Annotated in this window: 12 protein-coding genes and 2 pseudogenes; 6 read left to right on the top strand and 8 right to left on the bottom strand. The window is 72.5% G+C overall.

Going from position 1 to position 18336, the window contains the following annotated elements; all coding sequences use genetic code 11:
• The 5 genes and pseudogenes from MMR14E_RS20650 to MMR14E_RS20630 form a co-directional block, all read right to left on the bottom strand.
• Nucleotides 1-2123: pseudogene (locus tag MMR14E_RS20650) on the bottom strand (Rne/Rng family ribonuclease); the annotation flags it as partial.
• A 554-nt stretch (nt 2124-2677) separates the two neighbouring features.
• Nucleotides 2678-3454 (bottom strand): annotated as a pseudogene (locus MMR14E_RS20645) (heterodisulfide reductase-related iron-sulfur binding cluster); the annotation flags it as partial.
• A 404-nt stretch (nt 3455-3858) separates the two neighbouring features.
• Entirely contained in the window at nt 3859-5301 is a 1443-nt protein-coding gene (locus MMR14E_RS20640; RefSeq protein ID WP_331316864.1) for a polysaccharide biosynthesis C-terminal domain-containing protein, read from the bottom strand.
• Nucleotides 5302-5427: 126 nt separating this feature from the next.
• Complete coding sequence (locus MMR14E_RS20635; protein ID WP_331316863.1) at nt 5428-7527, bottom strand: methyl-accepting chemotaxis protein; 2100 nt, start codon at nt 7525-7527, stop codon at nt 5428-5430.
• Nucleotides 7528-7646: 119 nt separating this feature from the next.
• Nucleotides 7647-8150, bottom strand: coding sequence for a hypothetical protein (locus tag MMR14E_RS20630; protein ID WP_331316862.1), 504 nt, complete (start codon nt 8148-8150; stop codon nt 7647-7649).
• Nucleotides 8151-8913: 763 nt separating this feature from the next.
• On the opposite strand from MMR14E_RS20630, the gene MMR14E_RS20625 reads away from it, so the two are divergent.
• From MMR14E_RS20625 to MMR14E_RS20605, 5 genes are all read left to right on the top strand, one after another.
• Complete coding sequence (locus tag MMR14E_RS20625; protein ID WP_331316860.1) at nt 8914-10080, top strand: type III PLP-dependent enzyme; 1167 nt, start codon at nt 8914-8916, stop codon at nt 10078-10080.
• Between the two features lie 227 nt (nt 10081-10307).
• Complete coding sequence (locus MMR14E_RS20620) at nt 10308-10859, top strand: N-acetyltransferase (RefSeq protein ID WP_331316858.1); 552 nt, start codon at nt 10308-10310, stop codon at nt 10857-10859.
• 256 nt (nt 10860-11115) lie between these two features.
• The gene (gene dgcN / locus MMR14E_RS20615) at nt 11116-12129 is read left to right on the top strand and encodes an N-acetyltransferase DgcN (protein ID WP_331316857.1); all 1014 of its coding nucleotides are present in this window, start codon (nt 11116-11118) and stop codon (nt 12127-12129) included.
• 1 nt (nt 12130) lies between these two features.
• Nucleotides 12131-13114, top strand: coding sequence for an N-acetyl-D-Glu racemase DgcA (gene dgcA / locus MMR14E_RS20610; protein WP_331316855.1), 984 nt, complete (start codon nt 12131-12133; stop codon nt 13112-13114).
• 183 nt (nt 13115-13297) lie between these two features.
• Nucleotides 13298-14347 carry a ketopantoate reductase family protein gene (locus MMR14E_RS20605; protein ID WP_331316853.1) on the top strand — a complete coding sequence of 350 codons (1050 nt, stop codon included), beginning with the start codon at nt 13298-13300 and terminating at the stop codon, nt 14345-14347.
• Nucleotides 14348-14416: 69 nt separating this feature from the next.
• Here the strand turns inward: MMR14E_RS20605 and MMR14E_RS20600 are convergent, their stop codons facing one another.
• Nucleotides 14417-14755, bottom strand: coding sequence for a DUF1491 family protein (locus MMR14E_RS20600; protein WP_331316852.1), 339 nt, complete (start codon nt 14753-14755; stop codon nt 14417-14419).
• Nucleotides 14756-15079: 324 nt separating this feature from the next.
• On the opposite strand from MMR14E_RS20600, the gene MMR14E_RS20595 reads away from it, so the two are divergent.
• Complete coding sequence (locus tag MMR14E_RS20595; RefSeq protein WP_331316850.1) at nt 15080-15370, top strand: hypothetical protein; 291 nt, start codon at nt 15080-15082, stop codon at nt 15368-15370.
• Nucleotides 15371-15436: 66 nt separating this feature from the next.
• On the opposite strand, the gene MMR14E_RS20590 is transcribed toward MMR14E_RS20595, so the two are convergent.
• Both MMR14E_RS20590 and MMR14E_RS20585 read right to left on the bottom strand, forming a co-directional pair.
• Entirely contained in the window at nt 15437-16150 is a 714-nt protein-coding gene (locus MMR14E_RS20590; RefSeq protein ID WP_419539382.1) for a peptidoglycan-binding domain-containing protein, read from the bottom strand.
• A gap of 26 nt (nt 16151-16176) precedes the next feature.
• Entirely contained in the window at nt 16177-18054 is a 1878-nt protein-coding gene (locus MMR14E_RS20585) for a PAS domain-containing sensor histidine kinase (protein ID WP_331316847.1), read from the bottom strand.
• Between the last annotated feature and the right edge of the window lie 282 nt (nt 18055-18336).

The following is an 18336-nucleotide window of genomic DNA, read 5'->3' as shown; positions in this document are numbered from 1 at the left end:
GGCGGCGGCGGCGGCGCCGACGCCGGCCCTCACCCTCCTCGCGCGTCCCGTCCTCGCGGGCCTCCGCGCGGCCCTCGTCGGCCTCGCCCTCGGCGTCCGTCTCGGCCTCGGCCTCGGCCTCTTCGGCCTCCTCGTCCTCGTCGTCGAACTCCATGGCGGGCGAGATCGCCTGGGCGCGCACGCCGGTCACCGGGCCCTCCGCCCGCTGGGCCGGCTCGCCGCGGTCGAGCTGGAACGGGGTCGTGGCCGCCAGCCGCTCGTCGGCCGCGATCGTGATGGTCACGCCGAAGCGCACCTCGAGCTCGCGCAGGTGCCCGCGCTTCTGGTTGAGGATGTAGAGCGCGATCTCGGTGCGGGTGCGCAGGACGAGGTTGTGGCTCGCCGACTTGAGCAGCACCTCCTCGATCGAGCGCAGGATGTGCAGCGCCACCGACGCGGTGGCGCGCACGAACCCCGAGCCGCCGCAATGGGCGCAGGGGATCGAGGAGGATTCGAGCACGCCGGTGCGGATGCGCTGGCGGCTCATCTCCAGGAGGCCGAAGGGCGAGATCCGGCCGACCTGGATCCGGGCGCGGTCGTTCTTCAGGCACTCGTTGAGCTTCTTCTCGACGGCGCGGTTGTTCCGCTTCTCCTCCATGTCGATGAAGTCGATAACGATCAGGCCCGCGAGATCGCGCAGCCGGAGCTGGCGGGCGACCTCCTCGGCCGCCTCCAGGTTCGTCTTGAGGGCGGTGTCCTCGATGTCGTGCTCGCGGGTGGCGCGGCCGGAGTTCACGTCGATCGAGACCAGGGCCTCGGTCGGGTTGATCACGAGGTACCCGCCGGACTTCAGCGAGACGTGCGTGGAGAACATCGCGTCGAGCTGCTGCTCGACGCCGAAGCGGGCGAAGATCGGCGTCGAGTCGCGGTAGGGCTTCACGACCTTGGACTGGCCGGGCATCAGCATCCGCATGAAGTCCTTGGCCTCGCGGTAGGCGTCCTCGCCGGCGACCAGAACCTCGTCCAGATCCTTGTTGTAGAGGTCGCGGATGGCGCGCTTGATCAGCGAGCCCTCCTCGTAGACCAGGGCGGGCGCCATGGAGGTCAGGGTCAGCTCCCGGACCGACTCCCACAGGCGCATCAGGTACTCGAAGTCGCGGGCGATCTCGGGCTTGGAGCGCGAGGCGCCGGCGGTGCGCAGGATGACGCCCATCCCCTCGGGCACCTCCAGATCCTGCACGACCTCCTTGAGGCGCTTGCGGTCGGCCGCCGAGGTGATCTTGCGGGAGATGCCGCCGCCGCGGCCGGTGTTGGGCATCAGCACCGAGTAGCGGCCGGCGAGCGACAGGTAGGTGGTGAGCGCCGCGCCCTTCGTGCCGCGCTCCTCCTTGACCACCTGCACCAGGATGATCTGGCGGCGCTTGATCACCTCCTGGATCTTGTACTGGCGGCGGTAGTGGCGCGGACGCTCGGGGATCTCGGCCAGCGCGTCGCCGTTGCCGCCGACCTGGGCGATCTTGGGCTCGGCGTCGGGATCGTCGGACTCCTCGTCCGAATCATCATCCTCGTCGGACTCGTCCTCGTCGTCCTCCGACTCGTCCTCATCCTCGTCGTCGTCGGCTTCCTCGTCGTCCTCCTCGGAGGCCTCGTCCGCCGGGTCGGCGGCGCCCGGCGCAGCGGCGGCCTCGGCCTCGCTCTCGACGGTCTCGCCCGGCGCGTCGGACACGGTCAGCGCCTCCGCCACGGCGATGCGGGCCTCGGGCTCGGTCGGGGCGTCCGGCCTCGGCGCGGCGGCCGCGGGACCGGCGCGACGACGACCGGCGGCGGCGCTCCTCGCGCTCCCGGTGCTCCTCGGCGTCGCGGGCCTCCTCCTCGAGGAGCGCCTGACGGTCGGCCAGCGGGATCTGGTAGTAGTCGGGATGGATCTCGTTGAAGGCGAGGAAGCCGTGGCGGTTGCCGCCATACTCGACGAACGCCGCCTGGAGCGACGGCTCCACCCGGGTGACCTTGGCGAGGTAGATGTTGCCGCGCAGCTGGCGCCGGTTGGCGGCTTCGAAGTCGAACTCCTCGACCCTAGAGCCGTGGACCGTGACGACCCGGGTCTCCTCCGGGTGCATCGCGTCGATCAGCATTTTGTTGGCCATGTCGGACTCTCGGCATGGCGGCCGACGTCGTTCTCCGTGCCCGTGGTCCCGGCGGCGCCTCGCCCGACGTCAAACCTGTCGGGCGGGATGCCGGCCTCGTCGCCGAGGCGGATGGGTTCGAGGGGAAATTGCCGTCAACCGCCGTTCGGCGCCCTGGGCGCCTGGGGTTGAAACAGGCCGGGTGGACGGACGGACCGGTGCGACGCGCCTCTTGCGCCTCCGGGGCACGCGCAGCTCTATGCTGGGCCGTGCGTCCGTCCATCGTGGTCCCGACCTCGCGAAACAATCTCGGCCGGCGGGGGACCGGCCGTGAATTCCTGGGTGCGGCGGAGGAACTCCGCCGCGTCGTGCGACACCTGCCCGATCGCGGGCGGCACATGCCGCCGCCAGACGGACCGACAGGGCCCGCCGCGACACCGAGACCGCTTTCGCGAGGAATTCGGTCACGTCCGCGGGCCGTTGCGGCGACCGGCGGGACCGGAGAGGGGTCGACATCATTACAGACCGCTGCGCGGATTTGGCAAGGGTCAACGTGAATAGATGTCACGGGCCTGTCACGGTGCGCGCACTGACGGAGCGCCGCGGCCGGAGGCGTATGCCGACTCCGCCGCCGCGAGCCGCGGCGTCACCCCGGCCAGCGCCGCGGGCTTCGGGCCGCCGGTCGCCCAGTCGAGCAGCTCGACCGTGTGGACGATCGGGATGCCGGTGCCCTTCCCGATCTGCGTGGCGCAGCCGATGTTGCCGGTCGCGATCACGTCGGGGCGCACGCGCTCGATGTTGGCGACCTTCCGGGCGCGCAGCTTCGCGGCCAGCTCCGGCTGCAGGATGTTGTAGGTCCCCGCCGAGCCGCAGCAGATGTGGCCCTCGGGCACGTCCTTCACGGTGAAGCCCGCGCGCTTCAGCAGCGTCTTGGGCTCCAGCCGGATGCCCTGGCCGTGCTGCATCGAGCAGGCCGAGTGGTAGGCCACGACGAGGTCGGTCTCGGCCACGGGGGCCAGGTCGAGCAGCGCGAGGTACTCGGTCACGTCCTTGGCCAGGCTCGAGACCCGCCGCGCCTTCTCGGCGTAGGCCGGGTCGTCGCGGAACATGAAGCCGTAATCCTTGATGGTCGTGCCGCAGCCCGAGGCCGTGACCAGGATCGCGTCGAGGCCCTCGGCGATCTCGGCGTCCCAGGCGTCGATCGCCTGCTTGGCGTGGGCGTGGGCCGAGTCCTCCTTGCCCATGTGGTGGGTGAGCGCCCCGCAGCAGCCCTCGTTCGCGTGGACGACCTCGATCCCGTGCCGGTTGAGCAGCCGGATGGCGGCGGCGTTGAAGTCCGGCCGCAGCACGCTCACCCGCTCCGGGGCGCGGCCGTCGAACCGGGAGACCGCATCGGTCAGGCGCCGCAGCGGCGCGAGTTCGTGGCGCGTGCCGACCGCGCACAAGCGACCCCCTTCCGCGGCTCCGGCGCCTCGTCTGCGTCGTCGCCGCGCTCGCGCTGCCCGTCCTCGGTGTCGCNCCCCTCGGCGGTGCCGCCACCGGCGAGGCGCAGGCGCTCGCCGCGCCCGGCGGCCGCCCGCACGATCTCCCCGGCCTCCGCCTCGGTGCCGGGCTCGTACACGCCCATCGTTCCCGTCCCGGTCCTGTTTGTATCCATTCCAGGACGGGTGTCGCCGGATCCGGCGGCGGATTCAAGCCGGGGCGGAGTCGCGGGGTTTCAGAGGCGGGATTTCCACTGCGCCGCCTTCGCGTGCGCCTACTCCGCCGCGACGGTCCGCGCCGGGCGCAGGCGCGCCAGGACCTGGCGGCGCAGGCCGGCGATGTCGAAGATCCAGACCAGGGCCCCGTAGAGACCCATCCCGGCCGGGACCAGGACGGCCAGGGCGGTGGCGGGCGGCAGATGCCGGAACGGGGCGAGGGCGAGCCCCATCGCCGCGCAGGCGAGCGCCGCGACGCCGATCTGCCCCCAGGGCAGCGCGATCCGCTCCGGGCCGGTGAGGGCGCGCCAGCCGAGCCACGTTCCGGCGGCGGCGAGGCCCGCGCTCTGCGCCACCGCGACGCCGAGCCCGCCCATCCGGTCCGGGAGGACCAGCAGGCCGGCGCCGTTCACCGCGAGGCCGACCAGGGCGGCGGCGACCACCGGCAGGGTCCGGCGGCGGATCTGGAAGACCGGGTTGAGGGCGTAGAACATCATCGCGAGGCAGAACAGGCCCGGCATCAGCACGGTGCTGTAGGTCTCGAACGGCCCGCGATAGGCGTCCGGCACCACCAGCCCCTGGAGGGCCGGCAGCACCGCCCAGAAGCCGGCCGCGCAGGGCGCCAGCAGGGCGAACACCGTGCCGGCATTGGCGGCGACCTGCGCCTCGGCGGCGGCGCGGCCGCTCTGCTCCTCGGCCTGCACGGCGAGCTGGAACAGCAGCAGGTCGAGGGCGGTGCCCAGCGTCATCAGCGAGCGCGAGGTGACGTCGGCCGCCAGGGCGAAGTAGCCGGCCTCGGCGAAGCCGGCCTGACCCGCGATGGCGCCGCGGTTGACGAAGGTGAGGCACTGGTAGGCGGTGTTGGCGGCGATGAGCGGCAGGCCGTAGCGCGCGAAGACCCGCCAGGTCGCCGATAGGCGCGGCCGCTCGAGGGGCGTGCGCGGGTCGCGCAGGGGGTGGCGCAGCACTGCCACCGCGAGGAGCTGGCTGAGCCCCGCCGCCGCCAACACCCAGGCCGGCTGGGGCAGCCACCACGCCGCCGCAGCCATCATGGCGAAGGACAGGACGTTCTTCACCGCCACGAGGCCGAGATAGAGCTTGCCGTCGAACCGGGCCCGGGCGAGGGCCGCGTGGTAGTCGAACACGCCGATGCCCAGGGCCGCGAGGCCGGTGCCGCACAGGACCGCCTCGCGCCCGTCGGCGCCGCCGGCGAAGCCGAACCCCCCGCACAGGGCCGCGGCGGCGAGCAGCAGCGCGCCGATCCGCAGGTAGGCCCGATCGAGCCCGTGGCGGATCCACGGCTCGTCGACGCGCACGCGCCCCGAGTAGAACCGCGTCGCCGACAGGCGCAGCCACTCGAACAGCACCGTGTTCAGCACGATGGCGCCGGTGGTCGCGAGGGCGAACCGGCCGAAATCCGCCGGCCCCAGCAGCTTGGCGATCAGCAGGCCGAGGACGAAGTTGAGCCCCGCATTGATGACGAAGGCGACGATCACGGCCATGGACGGCGACTCATGCGCGGCGGGATTGCCCCCGCCCGTTGCGTACGCTGTAGCGCGCGAGCCGTAAGACTCCCCTAAACGGGCGAGATCGGGGCGGAGACCCGCGGGGATCCCGACACGGTCCGGTCAGGCGGCCCGGACCGTGTCGAGGAAGCCCGCGACTTCGACGGTGAGCGTCGCGGATTGCCGCGACAATGCGGTCGCCGCCGCGAGCACCGCGCCGGCGGCCCGGCCGGTCTCCTCGGCGGCCCCCGCGACGCCGAGGATGGTGAGGGTCACCGCGCCGGTGCCGACGGCCGCCTCCCCGACGTTGCGGACGATCTCCCGGGTGGCCGATCCCTGCTCCTCCACCGCCGCCGCGATCGCGCTCGCCACGCCGCTGATCTCCCGGACCCGCCCCGCGATCGCCCCGATCGCCGCGACGGCCTCGCCGGTCGCGCCCTGGATGCCGGCGATCTGGCCGGCGATCGCCTCGGTCGCCGCGGCGGTCTTTGCCGCCAGCGCCTTCACCTCGCCGGCGACGACCGCGAAGCCGTGGCCCGCCTCGCCGGCGCGGGCGGCCTCGATCGTGGCGTTGAGCGCCAGCAGGTTGGTCTGCCCGGCGATCGCCGCGATCAGCCCGGCCACGTCGCCGATCCGCGCGACCGCCCCGCTCAGGTCCCGGACGAGCGCGCCTGTCCGCCCCGCCTCGGAGACGGCCCCCTGCGCGAGCCGGGTCGATCCCTCGACCTGCCGGCCGATCTCCGCCACGGAGGCGCCGAGTTCCTCGGCCGCGGCCGCCACGGTGTTGACGTTGGCGGCGGCCTCCTCGGCGGCGGCCGCCACGGTGCCGGACTGGCTGGCGGTCTCGGTGGCGGTGGCCGTCATCGTCTGGGCCGTGTCCTGCAGCGCGGTGGCCGAGTCCGAGACCTGTGCGATGATGCCGCCGACCGTCCGCTCGAAGCGCTCGGCCATCGCCCGCAGGTCGGACCGGCGCCGCGCCTCCGCCGTCTGACGCGCCTCGGCGGCCTCGGCTTCGAGCCGGCGGCTGCGGATGAGGTTGTCCTTGAACACCTGTACGGCCCGCGCCATCGCGCCGATCTCGTTGCGATGGGCGCGCGCCGGGACCGTGACAGAGGCGTCCCCGTCGGCCAGCGCCTCCATCGTCGCGGTCAGCGCCCGGAGCGGACGCAGCACGCCGCCGAACAGGGTCCACAGGCCGAGGGCCACCAGCAGGATCACCGCCAGAAGTGCCGCCCCGCTGCGCGCGACGTCGCCCCGGGCCGCCTCGGCGAGGGCCTCGGCGCGCGCCACCATCGCGTCGAGGGCCGCGTCGCAGAGGGTCACGAGGGCGCGCTGGTTCACGGTGTTGCGGTCGCGCAGCTCCGCGAACGTGTGGCGCGGGGGCGCGTGCGTGCTGAGCGCGTCGAAGACCGCCTGCGCGATGGCCCAGGTGTCGCCCTCGAAATTGGCGGCCTTGGCCCGCTCGAACGCGGCCCGCACCGTTTCCGAGACGTCGGTCGCGGCCTCGGTCGTGCGCCGCCACGCGGACAGCAGCTCGGTCCGCTCCTCCGCCGCCGCGACCGTCTCGGACAGGGACCACGGCGTCCCGGCGACCAGCGAGGCCTGCACCCGCACCGCGACGTTGCCGCTGGCCACGCGCGTGTCCCAGGCTGCCTGCTTGAGGGCGAGAGCGCGCTGCAGGACGGGATCGGACCGGGGAATGGCCGCGTCGACCGCCTTCAGCGTGGCCGTCAGCGCCTCGAGCAGGTCCCGGAAGGCGGCCAGCGCGGCGTCCCGCAGCGCCGGGTCGCGCCGGGCCTTCGGCAGCCCGAGGGCCGCGTCGATGCGGGGGCGCAGGGCCGCCATCGCCGCCTGCGCCGTGTTCAGGCGATCGAGCGTCGCGCCGACCGCCGGCTCGGTCAGATCGCTCAGGCTGCGCTGAGCCAAGCGGTAATTCTCGGTCAGCGCCTGCCGGCTGCCCGCGATGGTCGACAGGGTCTTCGCGTCCGCCGGCGCCTCACCCCCGAGGGCGAGGGTCGATCCGCGCTCCAGCCGCAGCGGCAGGATCGTCCGGAGGAGGCCCTGGCTCGCCCGAGTCAGGATCAGGGCCCTCGCGGCGCCCGTCGCCCGCGCCCGCGCGTCGACGAGCGTCCGGACCGCGTTCCCCAGCGCCATGCAGGCCATGATGACGATCACCAGGCACAGCAAGGTCCGGATCGAGAAGCGTCCCAGCCAGCGAGTCATGCGCGAGATCTCTGGATCGGCAGTGCTTCGTCTTAGGGCGTCAGATTTCGACAGGCAACAGAGGGCGTATTCGCACTATTTTTGCGACGATATCGTCGGATAATCCCGGGTCTCTCGAATTATGACCTGACGAAGATCTGAGCATCGTCTGATCCGCGGTGCTGAAATTCGATCTTCATCTGTCGATATCGTCGCGAGCTCCGGCCGCGCGGTGGAGCCGGTTCCGCCCGCGGAACGGCGCGGGGCGGATCGGGTGCCCTGCGGTCGCGTCCGCGGCGAGGCGGAGGCCGGGCGCGGTCGGCCTGNCCGAGGCCGAGGCCGCCGCGGTTCGGCGCCACCGCGATCGAGGCCAGCCGGGCGATCCGGCTGCTGCGCCGCCGCTCCAGCACCGCCGCGCCGACGAGCACCGGGATGGGATCCCGGTCCTGCGGGGCGATCAGGGCCGCCAGCACGTCCATGGTGGGCGAGCGGATGGCGTGGCGGATCGCCCGGCGCTCGGCCCGGTCGGTGGCGAAGGCGGCGTGCTCCAGGGCGACCAGGGCGTCGAGATCGGCGAGCGTCGCGGCGCGGATCGTCGGCTCGGGAAGTCCGTCGCCGACCGGGTTGCGCAGGGGGGCGCTCACAGGGGGGCACTCACAGGCGGGCGCTCACAGGGGGGCGCTCACGCCCGCGCCGTCGCGGTGGATCTGATCGGCCCGGCCATCGCTCGCTCGCCTGAGTACTCTGCCCCATCCGGTCAGATGCCCGCTTCTGCCCCGCTTGGGAAGCCCGCAGGGCCGCCGTCGGCGCGGTCGGGATGCGTCGTTTATGCAACGGAGCGCGCGGGGTGTGGATTGCGGGCGGAAAAGCGCGTGTTCCGGGGCGGTTTCCCCTTGTCGCGCGGGGCCCGTCTCCGTATATGCGCCCTGCCCAATTTCGCACGTGCCTGTGGCCGCGTGTCGGTTGGTGGGCATCCGGTCAACTGCCGGACAGCCGCCAGGGGTCTTAAAGGATCGATGGTCGCAAGGGTGGATCCCTACGGCCGGCATCCAGGTGGCGACACCGGACCCCGACAACAACCGGCAGCCGGAGGCGAAACCGGCGAACCCCGCTCTCCACGGGGGACGCAGCTTAAAGCAACGACGAACGGGCTTTTTTGGTCTCGTCGGCCCTCCACAGGCCGGCACCGAAGAGGCTTGTTTCTCTTTGCCCGGCGTGCGGTGGGGGTCCTCCCTTCCAATCCACGGCAGCTTCCGGGTGCTCTGCGCCCGCTCCGACGCACGCGTCTCCAAAGCGCGTGGGTCCGCGCGACGCATCGCCCCCTGACGCCGGCGGCCAGTCCTGGCCGTCATCTTCGACAGCGCGCCCCGCGTAAGGGCGCACGCGAACCCGTGCCGGGAGACGACCATGACCGACCGCATCCGTGACTACCTGCGCGTGCGCCGCGACCTCGGTCAGGACGAGGGCCCCGTGATGGTCCTCGATCTCGACGTCGTGCGCGACAACTACACCGCCTTCGCGCGCTCCCTGCCGGACACCCGGGTGTTCTACGCCGTGAAGGCGAACCCGGCCCCCGAGGTGCTGCGCCTGCTCGCCGAGATGGGCTCCTGCTTCGACACCGCCTCGGTGGCCGAGATGGAGATGGTGCTGGCCGCCGGCGCCACCGCCGACCGGATCTCCTTCGGCAACACGATCAAGAAGGAGCGCTGCATCGGCCGCGCCCTGAAGCTCGGCATCCGTCTGTTCGCGGTCGACTGCCAGGCCGAGGTCGAGAAGATCGCCCGGGCCGCCGAGGCCGTGGACGTGCCGGCCGGCGAGATCCGGGTGTTCTGCCGCATCCTGTGCGACGGCGCGGGTGCCGACTGGCCGCTGTCGCGCAAGTTCGGCTGCGTGCCCGAGATGGCCGCGGACGTGCTGGAGCACGCCCATCGCCAGGGGCTCGAGGCCTACGGCATCTCGTTCCACGTCGGCTCGCAGCAGGGCAACACCGAGGCCTGGGACGGGGCGCTCGGCTCCGCGGCGGCGATCTTCCGCGAGTGCGCGGAGCGCGGCCTCGGCCTGTCGATGGTCAATCTCGGCGGCGGCTTCCCGACCAAGTACCTCAAGGCGGTGCCGGGCGTGGAGAGCTACGGCGAGGCGATCTTCCGGGGTCTGACCAAGCATTTCGGCAACCAGATCCCCGAGACGATCATCGAGCCGGGCCGCGGCATGGTCGGCAATGCCGGCCTGATCGAGGCGGAAGTCGTGCTCGTGTCGCGCAAGTCCGCGGATGCCGACGAGGTCCGATGGGTCTACCTCGACATCGGCAAGTTCGGCGGGCTGGCCGAGACCATGGACGAGGCGATCCGCTACCCGATCCGCACCGCGCGGGACGGGGACGCGACCGAGCCCTGCGTCATCGCCGGTCCGACCTGCGACTCGGTGGACGTGCTCTACGAGCGGCAGCTCTACCCGCTGCCGGTCTCGCTCTCGATCGGCGACAAGGTGCTGATCGAGGGCGCGGGCGCCTACACCACCACCTACGCGGCGGTGGCCTTCAACGGCTTCCCGCCCCTTCAGCAGATCGTGATCTGATCGCGCACGCCGCCCGGATTGCCCCGGGCGGCGCCCTTCCGAGACCGCTTCCGGCGGGTCGCTGGCGGCATGATGGGGACGAACGCCCGCCGTTCGTCCGGAACCATCCTGCGGTCACGCGGCGTTAAGGGCCGCTGTCGTTTCTCCGGGAGCGTCGGCCAGCCCTGATCGCCCGCCGGGACGATCCTTCGCTTCTCCCGCATGTCGGCCCCGGGGAGGGCTCTGTCATGATCGAGATCCGCGCGGAGCACCTGCACGACATCCCGGCGCGCGAGCGCCTGCTCGACGCGTGCTTTCCCGGCAACCGACGCGCCAAGACCTCGGAGCGCCTGCGCGAGGGCCGTCTGCCGGCGCGCGGCCTCGCCTTCGCGGCGACCCGCCGCGGCCGTCTCGTCGGCACGCTGCGGCTGTGGCACGTCGAGACCGGCAACGCTCGTCCGGCGCTGCTGCTCGGGCCCCTGGCGGTCGATCCGGCGATCCAGGGCCAGGGGCTCGGCTCTGTCATGATGCAGGCGGCCCTCGGCCGGGCCGAAGCGCTCGGCCACGGCGCCGTGCTGCTGGTCGGCGACGCGCCCTATTACGCTCGCTTCGGCTTCGACCGCGCACTTGCGGAGGGCCTGACCCTGCCGGGTCCGTTCGAGCGCGCGCGCTTCCTCGGGCTTGAGCTGCGTGCCGGAGCCCTGGCGGGCGCCGAGGGGCTGGTCCGGGCGACGGGGGTGCTGTCGCCGGTCGAAGTGGTGGCGAACGAGGCGCAGGTCGCGCGACGACGCGCGGCCTGAACGGGGCTTCGGCGCGCCGCCGATCTGAGGCGGCAAACCGTCTTTGCGAGCGCAGCGAAGCAATCCAGTCGGCGCCACGCTTCCCGACGTCGCGCTGCCCTGGGTCGCTTCGCTGCGCTCGCGATGACGGCGCGCAGCCCCGGCATGCGCCCGACGATCGCCGCGTCCACCGTCCTGGCCGGCCTCGTGCATTGCGCCGGATGGTCGCGATCCCGCATAGACGGTCCGCCGGCCTCCGGAGAAGGTTGCTCGACCGATGCAGATCGCCACGCCCTACCTGATGTTCCTGGGCGACGTGCCCGACACGCTGGCGGCCAAGACCGCCTACGGGATCAAGGACTGGCGCCCCGAATGGTGCGTCGGCCAGATGCGCCTGCCGGGCTGCGCCGCCGATCTCGGCATCCCCGACATGACCCTGCCGGAGGCCCTGGCGAAGGGCTGCCGCACCCTGGTGATCGGCGTCGTCAACGCCGGCGGCGTTCTGCCGGACCACTGGGTGAAGGAGATCGTCGCGGCGATCGAGGCCGGTCTCGACGTGGCGAGCGGCCTGCACGTCAAGCTCGGCACGGTCCCGGCCATCGCGGAGGCCGCGGCCCGCCGCGGCCGCCAGCTCCACGACGTCCGCCACACCGACGAGCGCTTCCCCACCGGCAAGGGCACCAAGCGGACCGGGCGGCGCCTGCTCACCGTCGGCACCGACTGCTCGGTCGGCAAGAAGTACACCGTGCTGGCCCTGGAGCGCGGCATGCGCGAGCGCGGCCTCGACGCCGATTTCCGCGCCACGGGTCAGACCGGCGTGTTCATCTCCGGCCGGGGCGTCGCCATCGACGCCGTCGTGGCCGACTTCATCTCCGGCGCCGTCGAGACGATCGCGCCCGAGGCCGCGCCGAACCACTGGGACCTGATCGAGGGCCAGGGCTCGCTCTACCACCCGTCCTTCGCGGGCGTGAGCCTCGGCCTGCTGCACGGCGCGCAGGCCGACGCCTTCGTGGTCTGCCACGAGCCGACCCGCACCAATATGCGCGGCGTGAAGCACCCCCTGCCGACCATCCGGCAGGTCATCGATCTCACCGTGCAACTCGGCAGCCTGACCAACCCGGCGATCCGGCCGGTCGGCATCGCGGTGAACACCCAGGCGCTCGCCGAAGGCGAGGCCCGGGCGCTCCTCGACGCGCTCGCGGCCGAGCACGGCCTGCCCGCGACCGACCCGGTGCGCTTCGGCGTCGACGGGCTGGTCGACCGGATCGTCGCCGACTTCCCGGAGGCCTGACATGGCCCGCCGCCTGACCCTCGCCGTCGAGCACTTCCCGATCGCCGGCGCCTTCACGATCTCGCGCGGCAGCCGCACCGAGATCGCCGTCGTGGTGGCGACGATCGCGGACGGCGACGCGGTCGGGCGCGGCGAGTGCGTGCCCTATCCGCGCTACGGCGAGAGCGTCGAGAGCGTCAGCGCCCTGATCGAGGGGCAGGCGGAGGCGATCGCGGCCGGGATCGGCCGGGAGGAGCTGATGGCGCGCATGAAAGGGGGCGCCGCGCGCAACGCCCTCGACTGCGCGCTGTTCGATCTGGAGGCGAAGCGCCGCGGGCGTCCCGCCTGGGCGATCGCGGGTCTCGCCGAGCCGCGGCCGGCCATCACCGCCTACACGCTGAGCCTCGGCACGCCGGAGAGCATGGCGGAGGCCGCCCGCAAGGCCGCCCACCGGCCGCTGCTCAAGGTCAAGCTCGGCGGGGACGGCGATCCGGAACGCATCGCCGCGGTGCGGGCGGGCGCGCCGGAATCCCGGCTGATCGTCGACGCCAACGAGGCGTGGCGGCCCGAGAACGTGGAAGCCAACCTCGAGGCCTGCCTGAGGGCGGGCGTCGCGCTGATCGAGCAGCCGCTGCCGGCCGACGCCGACGCCCTGCTGGCCGAGATCCCCCACCCGGTGCCGGTCTGCGCCGACGAGAGCCTCCACGACCGCGCCGGCCTCGACGCGTTGGCCGGGCGCTACGACGCGATCAACATCAAGCTCGACAAGACCGGCGGCCTGACCGAGGCGGTGCTTCTCGCCCGCGAGGCGCGGGCCCGGGGGCTCTCGATCATGGTCGGCTGCATGCTCGGCACCTCGCTGGGCATGGCGCCGGCCGCCCTGCTCGCCAACGACGCGGAGTTCGTCGACCTCGACGGGCCGCTGCTGCTGGCCCGCGACCGCGACCCGCCGCTGCGCTACGAGGGCAGCCTGATGCACCCGCCGACGCCGGAGCTGTGGGGATAGGATTCGCCCCGCCTGTCACCGGCGGGACGTCACAAGCGGTTTGGGATTAGGTATACCAGAAGGCTTGCGTTCCGCCCGCCCGGCTGCCATCCATCGGCTGTGCGATGGGGCCGTGGCGTAGACGCGCTGTCCCCAGCAGCCAGAAAACACAACAGCAAGTCTTCAATGCTGGGGAGGACCGACATGGCCAGAAACATCCTGATCCTGGGAGCCTCCTACGGCTCGCTCCTGGGGACCAAACTCCTGATGGCGGGTCACAACGTGACCCTGGTCTGCCGCCGGAAGACCGCCGACCTGATCAACCGCGAGGGGACCGAGGTCCGCATCAAGCTCCGCGACGAGAAGGAGCACCGCGCGATCCACTCGCGCGACCTGCCCGGCAAGGTCGACGCCATGCCGCCGGAAGACGTCGACGTGTCGCGCTACGACCTCGTCGGCCTCGCCATGCAGGAGCCGCAGTACAACAACCACACGATCCGCGTCCTGATGATCAAGATCGCGGCGGCGAAGCTGCCGTGCCTGTCGATCATGAACATGCCGCCGCTGCCCTACCTCAAGCGGATCCCGGCGCTCGCCGCCATGGACCTCGAGGACGCCTACACCAATGCCGGCGTGTGGGACCGGTTCGAGCCGGGGCTGGTGTCGCTCTGCTCCCCCGACCCGCAGGCCTTCCGGCCGCCGGAGGAGGAGGCGAACGTCCTCCACGTCGGCCTGCCGACGAACTTCAAGGCCGCGACCTTCGCGGACGAGGCCCACAACCGGCTGCTCCGCGAGCTGGAGGCCGACATCGACGCCGTCCGCCTCGACGGGCACGACGTGCCGGTGAAGCTCAAGGTGTTCGACTCGCTGTTCGTGCCGCTCGCCAAGTGGTCGATGCTGCTCACCGGCAATTACCGCTGCATCACCCCGGGCGAGCCGCAATCGATCCACGACGCCGTGCACGGCGACCTGGCGGCCTCGCGGGCGATCTACGACCACGTCGACGGCATCGCCCGGAAGCTCGGCGCCGACCCGGCCGATCAGGTACCGTTCGAGAAGTACGCCAAGGCGGCCGAGAGCCTGCTGAAGCCGTCCTCGGCGGCGCGGGCCGTGGCGAACGGTGCGCCCTACATCGAGCGGGTCGACCTGCTGGTGAAGCTCATCGCGCACCAGCTCGGCGAGCCGAACGCCGAGATCGACCGCACCGTCGCGACCGTCGACCGCAAGCTCGACGAGCGCATCATCGAGGGCTGACGACCGCTGCCTTCGCTCCGCTCCGTCATCACGAGCGGAGCGGAGCGACCCAGGGCGTCGCGCCCTCCCTTACTCCGCCAGATCCAGGAAATGCCGCCCCTGGCGGTCGTCGATCTCGATGATCCAGAGATCGGAATCGAACCGGATCTCCTTGGTCAGGCGCTCCTCCACGTCGAGCGGGCTCCCGCCGGAGACGATCGCGGCGAAGCGGCGGTCGCCGCTCTCCTCGGCCTCGAACAGGGCCTGCGGCGCCGGCCCGTAGAGGTCGGCGCTGCCGTCGAGCCGATCGACCTTCACGAAGATCGCGCCCGCCTCCGCGGATCCGCGCCGGCGCAGCACCGCCGGGATGCCGGCGACGTCCAGGCGCCGCAGATGGGCCGAAACCCAGAAATCGGAGCGCAGGCGCATGCGTGTGTTGCCCTGTGAGCCTCGGCGCGCCGGGGGAGGGCGGTCCGCGGCGCCGCGGACGGACCCTGAACCCCGCGGGTCCGGAGCGGTGCGGCCTCCGCCATGCGCGAAAGCGTCGGCGCGGGCAAGCTCGGGCGCTCGACGCGGCGCCATCAGAGAGTGACGGTTCAGCGCGCCGAATATTCCGGCAAAAATTCCAGCCTTTTTCGGGATTAAAAAAGGATTGATCGATGTGCGTCAACGCACATCTATAGTATTTTCTGCTGATTAACTGAGCAAAGGGCGCCCGAATTCTCATATCACGATGATTTAAGGAGCACTCCGATGCGGAGAATGACCTCGCTCGCGACGCTGATGGTCGCCTGCCTGTGCGGTGTTGTGCCGTCGGCCCACGCCCGTCCGGAGACGCTCATGGATATACTGGGCAACCGCGAGTCCAAGTCGTGCCCGCGCTACCAGCGGACTCCGAGCGATCCCTGTAACATCGTCGTGCACCGGCCCGGCGGTAATCCCACGCAGGACATGACCGGGTCGATCGGCCACGCGAAGTCCTGGCAGGCCAACGGCGGCCCGCGCTGCAAGACGATCTGCCGGTTCACCGGCACGCAGTACTGAGGGTCGCGCTCTCACGACGATCGGCACCCGCGCCGCTCCGGCGGAGCGGGTGCCGCCGCACTCGCGCTAGCCGTGGCCCGCCCGGGCCACCAGTTCGCGCAGGGTCCGGCCCGTCGCCTCTCCGGTCACCGGCAGCTTGGCGCCGCGCTCGAACTTCTCGATCGCCGCGCGGGTGCCGGGGCCCATCGCGCCGTCGGGCTTCACCGCGTAGCCGAGCTTCGACAGCGCCTTCTGGGCGCGCAGCACCGGATCTCCGTCCTTCTCGCTCTTGGCCGCCTTGGCGTCCTTCGCCTCTTTGGGGGCCGGCTTGGCGGCCGGCCGAACCGGCGACGCCTTCGGGGTGACCGAGGCGGTCGTCTCCTCGGACCGGATCAGCTCGCCGATCGCGTCCCGGGCCGCGGGTTTGGCGGGGACCGGCGCGGCGGCGCGGTCGGCCTCGATGACCCGCACCGGATCCCGCGCGGGTTCCCGGGCGGCCTCCCTGGCGGCCGGCGCCGCCTCGCGGGGGGCGGGTGCCTTCTGGGCGAGCTTCGGCAGGATCGGCGCCGGGTGGCGCCCGGTCTGGTAGCCGAGGGCGTTGACGCAGACGAAGCCCGCCGCGCCGAGGGCGACGAGACTGCCCAGGACGGCGCCCGGACTGGTCCGGCAGGTGGCGCCCGTCGCCTTCAGCGCGCCGACGAGCACGGTGCGCCAGTCACCCTGGACCGCGGCGCGGCCCGGTGCGGACCGGCGCGCGCGGCCGGGTTCGCCCGGTACGGTGATCTCGCGGTAGCCTGACATCATGTCTCCTTCCGGGGATCTTCGGGTCAGCCGGTGCGGCGCAGGACCGGGTCGGCCGGGGCCGCGGCGAGGCCCGGCTCCGCGTCGAACAGGCCGAGCGGCAGGCGCGCCGGGGCGCCCCGCACCGCCGTGCGGATCGGGGCCGGGCCGTGGGCGGCCGCCGGGGCCTGGCAGACCAGGGGCAGGGTGACGGTCACCACGGTCCCGGCCTGCGGGGCGCTCTCGATCAGCAGGGAGCCGCCGTGGAGGCCGACGAGGCCCTGGACCACCGACAGACCGAGGCCGGTGCCCTCGTGCTGGCGCTTGTAGCCGCCGCTCCCGGCCTGGAAGAACGGGGTGCCGAGCTTGGGCAGGTCGTCCGCGCCGATGCCGAGGCCGGTATCGGCCACGACGATGTCCAGGGTGCCGGCGCCGCGCCGCAGGGACAGGTCGATGCGGCCGCCCGACGGGGTGAATTTCACGGCGTTCGAGATCAGGTTGATCAGGACCTGCCGGCAGGCGGCGGGATCGGCCGTGATCTCCACCGGTCCCGACGGGGCGGCGTTGAGCACGACGCCGGCGGCGTCGGCCTTCAGGCGCATCAGGTCGCAGCAGGCCCGGAGCAGGTCCGCGATGTCGAAGGCCTCGGGGGCGCAGTCGAAGTTGCCACTCTGGATCCGGCTCATGTCGAGCAGCGTGTTGACGACGCCGAGCAGGTGGTGGCCGGAGGCGCCGATGATGCCGGCATATTCCCGCGCCTGAACCGGGCCGAGGCTGACGGCGCCTTCGCCCGCCAGGACCTCCGAGAAGCCGATGATCGCGTTGAGCGGCGTGCGCAACTCGTGGGTGACGTTGGCCAGGAACCGGCCCTTGATCGCGTCGGCCCGCTCGGCCTCGGCGCGGGCCCGCTCCAGCTCCACGGCGTGCCGGTGGTGCTCGGTCATGTCGCGGGTGACCGCCACGACCGCCATGGCGGCGTCGTGCGGGCCGTGCTCGATCCGGTGGGCGCGCATCTCGGCGTAGATCAGGCTCGCGCCGTCGGCGCGGCCGGTCTCGGCCTCGACGTGCAGGCGCAGGGGCAGGGTCGCGGGCCGCCCGGTCGCGGCGACGTCGCTCACCGCCTTGAGGAAGGCGGGACGGTCGGCGACGTGGACGCGCTCCAGCAGGCCGTGTCCGCGCAGCCGGGCCGGGTCGCTGCCCAGGAGCCGCACGGCCGAGACCGAGGCCTCCAGCACGCGGCCGTTGCGGTCGTGCCAGGTCACGAGGTCGTCGATCGCCGAGAGCAGCAGCCGGTCGCGGGCCTCGTTGTCGCGCAGCCGCTCGCGCCACGCGCCCTCGTTGCGCATGTGCTCCAGGGCCTGGGCGGCGACGTGGCCGATCGCCGTGATCGCGAAGGCCGGCAGGGCGATCGCGGCCGAGATGTCCATGACCGGCAGCGCGCCGGCCCAGGCACCGAGGGCCACCACGGCCAGCACGCCGAGGACCGCCATCGCGGCGGCCGCGATCGTCGCGCGGAGCGAGCCGGAGACCAGCGCCTCCAGGGGAATCGCCACGAGCCAGACGGCGGCGGGCGAGGTGACGCCGCCGGTGACGCCCGCCAGGGCGACGACGAGGCCGGTCAGGCCCGCCGACGAGACCGCGTGGGCGACCCACAGGGATCCGGTGCGGGTGAGGAGGACGGCGGCGAGGACCGGCAGGAGCAGGCTGGCGATCGCCAGGACCTCGAAGCCCGACGGCACCCCGCGCCACAGCAGGTAGGGCGGCAGCCCGGCCATCATCACGGCGCCGGTCGCCAGCCGCGACACCAGGAAGCGCTGGTGGCGCGCGCGGGCGGCCGGATTGTCGGCCACGGATTCGTGGACGAGGCCCGCGAGCCGTTCGTCGATCAGCGACGTCAGGACAGTCTTGATGGTCAAGGTTGGCACGCGTCGCGCTGGCTGCGTTCCCGCATCCGTCGCGCCTCCGGTTCGACTTCGAACGACTACCGGACGGTCGCAGAGCCGGCTTAAACGAGTGTTGCGGGACTTGTCCGAATGGTCGGGATGCTTTCCGCGAGGTAACCAGCCGATCGCGAACAAGCTTCGTTCACCATCGTGCGGGAAAGCTCGGGTTGGTAGAGGCCCGGTTCACGAAATCCGTCGAATGCTTCGCGCGATCTCGAGCGGAGGAACCGTCCCATGACCGTCCTGCTGCGCGCCGCGCTGGTG

The sequence above is a fragment of the Methylobacterium mesophilicum genome, assembly GCF_036441335.1.
GTDB lineage: Bacteria > Pseudomonadota > Alphaproteobacteria > Rhizobiales > Beijerinckiaceae > Methylobacterium > Methylobacterium mesophilicum_B.
The sequence above is the reverse complement of the archived record's forward strand: the minus strand, read 5'-3'. Positions and strand labels throughout refer to the sequence as shown.